Source organism: Nocardiopsis sp. FIRDI 009 (genome assembly GCF_003386285.1).
In the GTDB taxonomy this organism is placed as follows: Bacteria; Actinomycetota; Actinomycetes; order Streptosporangiales; family Streptosporangiaceae; genus Nocardiopsis.
Window position 1 is genome coordinate 1 of record NZ_QPNC01000048.1, and the last position, 6,321, is coordinate 6,321.

The window sequence follows — 6,321 nt, forward strand, 5'->3', positions numbered from 1 at the left end:
TCTACGCTGGCGATCGCGGCGTAGTCAATCACCCCCGTGTCCAAGATCCGGGGTTAAGCCCCCATCGTCCATCCTTTGTGTTCGGGGGCGAGGGCGGTAAGTCGGGCGGGCCCACGACCGGGCTGGCGGTGTCGGAGCCGCACAAGGCCAAGGGCAGTCGCGAAGTCATCTTCGCGGCCGCCGGCCGGGAACCCATCAGACTCCCTGGCGGAGTCGACCGCTCACGTCCGCAGACACCGGGCGGTGGCGGCGACCCGCGTGCCCTTGGTGTAGGCGTCGTCGACGACGATGACGACACTGGCTGCGGCGTTGTCGACCGCAGTGGAGTATGGGCGCGCGAGGGAGGGGCAGCCAGTTCTGGCTTCGGAGCGCCCCGTGTTGACGCGGGCGCGAGCGGCATCGAGTCCGGCGAGCTGGGTGCTGACCTGATCTGCGGGGTCGGCCATGGTGCTGCCTTCCTTGTTGGGGGGCACCCGCTCGGCGCGGGTGCCCGTGGTGGTCTATGCGGCGGTGGGCTGATGGTCGTAGCAGTAGCCGTTGGGGTAGAGGTCGAGGGCGACCCGGGCGCGACATTCGGGGGTCTGGCAGGTGCCCGTCACAGTGCTCTCCCCTGCAAGTGTCATTTCATCCGTCCCAATGTCGTTTCTGCTGGTGAGGCTGGGAGGGCTTGTTTCCTGTGACGGTGTGAACCGTCCTGCTCGGCCATCCCGTCCCGGGGTTGGACTGGGATGATGGCCTCGCGGCGGCTGGGACGGTGCCGCTTCCGGTGTGGGAGGGCAGTAGCGCAACCAGGCATCGGAGAATTTCAACCGGAGATAACCCTTGGCCTGCGAACCGTCTTCGAAGCGGACGTTGCCGGGTTTGATGCCGTATTCGGCGAGGAGGTCGCCGAGCTTGCGCCCGGTCAAGCCGCTGCGTCCCCAATCCGCCCATGGTGCGTCCTCGATCGCTTTGAGCCCTTCGAGGATCACGGAGGTCTTAAGGGCGCCAGGGCCGCCGTGGGAGTCGAACACTGTGCGGCAGTCCGTGAGCAGGCGGACCCCGGTCGAGGTGTCGCCGTCGGCGTCGAGAGCGCTCGTAAGTGCCTTCGCGGCTTGCCGGGCACGGTCAGGCCAAGTTCCTCCAGCGGCGTCGGCAAGCGCGATGAGCGGTTCCCACGTATCAGCCGCACGATCCTCCACCGGCATGTCAGGCTCGGCGTCGGCGAGGGTGTCGAGATGCGTCGCGATCACGTCGCTCAGGCGCTCACGCAAGGCGTGTAGCGGGAGCTGGTCGCGGCGGTAGCGGAACTTCGCGATCCGCTCACCGGGGGCACGGCGGCGCATGGTGATGATCACCGCCCGGTCCTCGATCGTGTCGGGCATGGACCCGATCCCCGCCAACGCCGCCATAGCGAACGTGGCGAACTCCGCGACCACCTGTTCCGTCCCCTTGCCGATGACGCGTCGCGCGGGGCGGCCTCGTTGGTGTCCGGCGTTGAGCAGGCCACGCAGTTCCTCGTTGTTCTCGGCGACCTTGGTGTTCCTGGTCGGGAAGATGGTGTCGGCCTCGTCGAAGATGAGTGTCGGGGGTTCGTCGGCCTCGATGCTGCGGAAGATCGCGGCCGGGGTGGCATTGACGGCCACGATGGGCTTGGAGCTTAACGCCTCCACGATGTCCAGGCACCGTGACTTACCGCACCGCTTCTCTGGGGCCTTGATCACCAGACGCGGCGCATGGTCGGCGACGGCCTGAGCATGGGTGGCCGCGCACCACAACACCAGAGCGTCAACGGCCTCAGCGGTGGGTAGCACCACGTAGCGGGTGAAAGCCGCGTGCGCCTCGTCGAGAAGGTCGGCCAGGGTGTCGCCCCGGTCGAGGTGGCCCAACGTGTACTCAATCTGTTCGGTCACGTGTTCACCGCCTGACGTCGTGCGGCGGAGCGGGCGGTGGCGCGCGCGGATTGCTCGTCGAGGCCGATGCCGACAGCGGCGTCGACGAGCAGATCGAGCTCTCTCGAGCCCGCGCCGGATTCCACCGCCCGGCACGCCGCCCAGAAGAGGGCGTTGTTGCGGTTGCCCTCCCGCTGTTTGGCTAGCCAGTCGACGAGGGCGCCGATACCACGCGGCGACCGTCCGGTACTCATGGGCGTCGGGAGGGGCGGTCTGGGCGGGTCAAGGACGCGCTTGACACGCTCCCAGTTCACTGGGGTGCCGACGGGGCGTTCCTCAGTGAGTACGTAGGGGCGTCCCCGCACGGTCGAGGGTGGGGCGACGACGTAGCCGCCCCGGGCCTTGAAGTCGATGAAGTGGGACCTCAGGCGTCCGCACCCTTGTTCGGTTCCGGGGAATCCGGCATGGAGGCCACCGGACGGGGTTCGCACGAGATAGACGGAACCGTGTAGCGACCCGGCGCGCACGAGGCGGTTGAACGCGGCGAACCCATCACCGTCGGGCTTGTTGTCGACGTCGACCACGTCGACAGCTGGGGCTCCGGTCGCGATGGCCACGTTGGCCTCTGGGTGGTATCGCCACCAGGCGGCGATCTGATGGGGGTCGGTCGTGGCGTTCTTGACGCCATGCGGGACGAGGGCCCCTAGGGGCGCTTTGCCGTCCGGTTCGCAGGGGAACACCGGCCACCCCCGCGCGGCGTAGCCGAGCGCGGCCTGTAGCCGAGCGGATTGGGCGAGTACGAGGGGTTCAGCTCGGTTCACAAGAGCTTCCGAATGTCCCTCGGCTCCGCCCCCCTGGGGAGTGTCGTTGATATGTGTCATGCGGCCTCGCCACCCTGTCCCTGGGCGCTCAGCCAACGCTCGACCTCGTTCGGTCGGTAGCGCACGTGTCTCCCGAGCTTGATCCACTTCGGCCCTTCTTCCCGCCAACGCCAATTGGCCAGCGTCTGCACAGGAACACCCAGGTAGTCCGACAACTGCCGAGGGGTCATCAGCGCTACCCGCCGCGTGTGTGATCCGTCTCCCATGTCCATCCCTTCGAGGTGTGATCGCTGGTGAAGCTAACGACGTCGACAGTAGTGCGCGAGTGCCGTCAAGATCAACCACAATATGGCATGGCTTTGACATATCCATCTCATTGCATCACGATGGGTCCCATGAGAGTTCGCGGCAAGGCACTCATGGACGGCGAAGACCCGGTCATTGATATCGGAGACGGTCTTCGTCTCCCCCGGCGCGTCGAGGTCAAGGGGCAGGACGTCCAGGGCTACGACGTCGCTATGAGCGCCGAATTCAACCGTGACAGCGGTCGATACGAGTGCCGCTCGCTCATGGTCTCGGCGCAGGAGGGAACCGAGGTCACCGGAGAGGCACTCCGCTCGGTGCCCGTCCAGACCGTTCTGCGCATGGGGATCGAGCCAGCCGTCAAGGGCTTCACGGCGCTCAATATGGGACCCATGCCCGAAGACATCACCGAAGGGGGCCCGACGACGCGGGCGCTGAAGTGGGTGGCCTACCTCTACCGGGTCGCGCTCATCTTTGGAGAGTCTCCTGTGCGGACGGTCGCGCTCGGACTGGGCCTGCCCAAGTCCACCGCCGCGCGCTGGGTCACACGCGCTCGTGACCGTGGATTTCTCACCGTTCAGGACAGGCGAGGCCGAAAGAAGGACACCGCCTAGCTTGGCGTTTAAGCTGCTTGCTTGTCTCCGGAGCGGCTCGTAGCACCCGCTTGTTCTTCTTCGGGACCCCGTAACGGGGAGCGGGACGCCTGTTCGGGCTCCCCGGCGCACGCCCCGGCCCCGGGCGCGAGGGCCGTGGAACACCCGCGCATCCGGGCAGGTGCGCGTGCAGGTACCGAAACCCCCCGCCGCACCCTGCCCGGACTCATCCGGTGCGGTTCGAGGGGACGCTGCCAGGGCAAACGCACCTGGCGCACGAGACCCCGAGCCAGGCGCAGCTGGGTATAGGCGCCCACCACCAGCCAGGTCCACCGGTCCGCCACTGCCGGGTCCCGCACCCTCGGGGCGCTCCGGAGTGTGTCAAGTCGAATCGGACAGGGACAGGTGATCGTCAGACCGCTTCGCGCAGGTCAGCGCGGTGCTGTGCGGCAGGTGCGGCATCCAGACTGTCCAGTCCGTCTGGTTCGTTGATCCACGCGGCCTCGGGAAGCCCGGGCAGCACAGGTCGGCGGGTGAACCGCCAAGGGTTGGCCGCCCGGAAGGCCTCGATGGCCTGTGCTCGTTTGTCCTGAATCACGTGCGCGGTACCGATGTGCACCGTGAAAGGGGTGTGCAGCCCGATCCCGGAGTGGTAGTGCTCGTGGTTGTAGAGGGTGTCTGAAAAGGGTCAGGCCGGTGTCCGTGCCAGCCGGTGCAGCAGGATGAGGATCATCGCGAGGTAGATGACGTTCTCCGAGGTCGCTCCCCGGTACTCGTAGTCCTTGGCGGTGCGACGGTACTTGCCCAGCCAGGCGAAGGTCCGCTCCACCACCCACCGGCGGGGCACCACCGCGAACCGCGGCACCGCAGGCGGCGGCTGGCTCTTGGGCGCCCACGTGTGGCGGAACCCGCCGTCAGCCCGGCGCACGATCTGGACCCGCACCCCGGCGATCCGGCGCGCCCAGGACGCCAGTTTCTCACCGGTGTAGCCCTGGTCAGCCCAGACCAGGAGCAGTCGGGGAAGAAGCAGCGCCGCCCGGGCGAGCAGGATCTTGGCGCCGTCGCGGTCGCCCACGCTCGCGGGGCTCACGCACGCGGCCAGGACGGTACCGCAGACATCGACGAGCAGGTGGCGCTTGATGCCGCGGACCTTCTTGGCGCCGTCGTAGCCGTGCAGCCCGCCCCGGTCGGTGGCTCTCAGACTCTGGGAGTCAATGATGCCCGCGCTGGGCTGGGGGTGGCGCCCGACCCTTTTGCGTTCGCGTTGGCGCAGGCGGAGGAGGATCTGTTCCCAGCGGCCCTCGATACGCCACTGCCTCCAGTAGTGGTAGACCGCCCGCCAGGGCGGGAGGTCGTAGGGCAGCAGCCGCCAGGCACACCCGGCCCGCACCCAGTAGGCCAGCGCGTTGACGATCTCCCGACGCTCGTGCAACGGAGGTCGTCCGCCAGGCTTGGGTGAGGGGATGAGCGGGGCGATGAGCTCCCATTCAGCATCCGACAGGTCCGTGGGGTAAGCGGGTCGATCGGCCATGACAGCCTCCACAGACAGGGAGGGTTCTCCCTCCAGTCTGCACCGGCCTGACCCTTTTCAGACACCCTCTAGTACTGGAAGAACCGCCGGGCGTCCTGGATAGACCCGAACCGGTCAGGGAAGGCCGGACAGTACTTGAGCATCTTGAAATGCGCTTCGCTGTAGGGGTTGTCGTTGCTGGTCTTCGGCCGCGAGTGCGATTTGGTGATCCCGAGCGCGGACAGCAGTTCGGCCACCGACTGCGAGGTCATCGCGGTGCCGCGGTCAGAATGGATCACCTCGGTGGCGATCTGGCCGTTGGCCGCGATGGAGTTTTCGATGAATTGTTCGGCGATCTGGCCTGATTCGCGGGTGTGGACTTCCCAGTGCACCACGTACCGGGAGTAGATATCGATCATGACGTACAGGTCGAAGAACGTGCCCGGGCCCGGGTCGCGCAGTTTCGTGATGTCCCAGCTCCAGACCTGGTTCGGGGCGTAGGCCACCAGCTCGGGCTTGGTCTTGGGCGGGTGGGTGGCCTGGGCGCGTCGCTCCCGGCTCTGGCCGCGTTCGCGCAGCAGCCGGTACATCGTGGAGACCGAGCACAGGTAGGTGCCCTCGTCCAACAGAGCCGCCCACACCTGCCGGGGCGCTTTGTCCCGGAACCTGGCGCTGTTGAGGACCTCGACGACCTTCTCGCGTTCTTCGGCCTGGAGTCGGTTGGGGGGAGGTGTCCTGACCGGTTCTTCCGGGGCGTGTTCTTTCGGGTTGCGGTGGCGGTAGTGGGTCGAGCGGTTGATGCCCGCCAGGCGGCAGGACTCCTTGATGACGGTATGCGGCTCGAGTTGGCCTCGTGTGTTCTCGCGGATCTCGGTTACGAGTTCTCCGAGTCCGCGCTCTCGGACACGATCTCCAAGAGCGCGTGTGCTTTTCCCAGGATTTCCATGGCGACCTCGGTCTGTTGCAGCTTCTTGGACATCCGGGCGTTGCCCCGCTCGAGCTTCGCTTTCTCCCGGCGTAGCTGTTCCAACTCGTACTGTTCGGGTGTCTTCTTCTTCCCCGCGGACGTTCCGGCCTCCTGCGAGGCATTCAGTTCACCGCTGTCGCGTTGTTTGCGCCAGAGTTGGATGCTGGAGTCGTAGAGTCCCTCCCAGCGCAGCAGTGAGCCCTTTTCATCCTGAAGACGCTGGTCACAGCCGCGCACCGACCGCGCGGAACCACCC

The 6,321-nt window shown here is 66.9% G+C and carries 8 protein-coding genes and 1 pseudogene; 1 reads left to right on the plus strand and 8 read right to left on the minus strand.

What is annotated here, in order from left to right; all coding sequences use genetic code 11:
• Window positions 1-221: 221 nt before the first annotated feature.
• Genes DVR05_RS25920 through DVR05_RS25935 form a run of 4 tightly spaced genes read right to left on the minus strand, consistent with a single transcriptional unit; the run spans window position 222 to window position 2,964 of the window.
• Entirely contained in the window at window positions 222-473 is a 252-nt protein-coding gene (locus DVR05_RS25920; RefSeq protein ID WP_157982561.1) for a hypothetical protein, read from the minus strand.
• Window positions 474-500: 27 nt separating this feature from the next.
• Window positions 501-1,892 carry a DUF3631 domain-containing protein gene (locus DVR05_RS25925; protein ID WP_116248535.1) on the minus strand — a complete coding sequence of 464 codons (1,392 nt, stop codon included), beginning with the start codon at window positions 1,890-1,892 and terminating at the stop codon, window positions 501-503.
• Entirely contained in the window at window positions 1,889-2,752 is an 864-nt protein-coding gene (locus DVR05_RS25930; RefSeq protein WP_116248536.1) for a bifunctional DNA primase/polymerase, read from the minus strand. Before DVR05_RS25930 ends, DVR05_RS25925 begins: the two co-directional genes overlap by 4 nt.
• Window positions 2,749-2,964: a helix-turn-helix transcriptional regulator gene (locus DVR05_RS25935; protein WP_369974585.1), complete on the minus strand. Its 216-nt coding sequence runs from the start codon at window positions 2,962-2,964 to the stop codon at window positions 2,749-2,751. Before DVR05_RS25935 ends, DVR05_RS25930 begins: the two co-directional genes overlap by 4 nt.
• A gap of 123 nt (window positions 2,965-3,087) precedes the next feature.
• On the opposite strand from DVR05_RS25935, the gene DVR05_RS25940 reads away from it, so the two are divergent.
• Window positions 3,088-3,609: a hypothetical protein gene (locus tag DVR05_RS25940; protein WP_232832343.1), complete on the plus strand. Its 522-nt coding sequence runs from the start codon at window positions 3,088-3,090 to the stop codon at window positions 3,607-3,609.
• 391 nt (window positions 3,610-4,000) lie between these two features.
• Here DVR05_RS25940 and DVR05_RS26855 read toward each other — a convergent pair whose 3' ends face one another.
• The 4 genes and pseudogenes from DVR05_RS26855 to DVR05_RS25955 all read right to left on the minus strand — a co-directional run.
• On the minus strand, window positions 4,001-4,207 hold the full coding sequence (locus DVR05_RS26855; protein WP_157982563.1) for a hypothetical protein: 207 nt from the start codon (window positions 4,205-4,207) through the stop codon (window positions 4,001-4,003).
• Window positions 4,208-4,276: 69 nt separating this feature from the next.
• Complete coding sequence (locus DVR05_RS25945) at window positions 4,277-5,119, minus strand: IS5 family transposase (protein WP_116248538.1); 843 nt, start codon at window positions 5,117-5,119, stop codon at window positions 4,277-4,279.
• A gap of 68 nt (window positions 5,120-5,187) precedes the next feature.
• On the minus strand, window positions 5,188-5,739 hold the full coding sequence (locus DVR05_RS25950) for a DDE-type integrase/transposase/recombinase (RefSeq protein WP_157982564.1): 552 nt from the start codon (window positions 5,737-5,739) through the stop codon (window positions 5,188-5,190).
• A gap of 233 nt (window positions 5,740-5,972) precedes the next feature.
• Window positions 5,973-6,321 (minus strand): annotated as a pseudogene (locus DVR05_RS25955) (hypothetical protein); the annotation flags it as partial.

What these genes read in the sequence shown, in the direction of transcription:
- DVR05_RS25930 (WP_116248536.1), bottom strand. Translation starts at nt 2,752, where the DNA reads ATGACACATATCAACGACACTCCCCAGGGGGGCGGAGCCGAGGGACAT.
- DVR05_RS25935 (WP_369974585.1), bottom strand. Translation starts at nt 2,964, where the DNA reads ATGGACATGGGAGACGGATCACACACGCGGCGGGTAGCGCTGATGACC.
- DVR05_RS25940 (WP_232832343.1), top strand. Translation starts at nt 3,088, where the DNA reads ATGAGAGTTCGCGGCAAGGCACTCATGGACGGCGAAGACCCGGTCATT.
- DVR05_RS25945 (WP_116248538.1), bottom strand. Translation starts at nt 5,119, where the DNA reads ATGGCCGATCGACCCGCTTACCCCACGGACCTGTCGGATGCTGAATGG.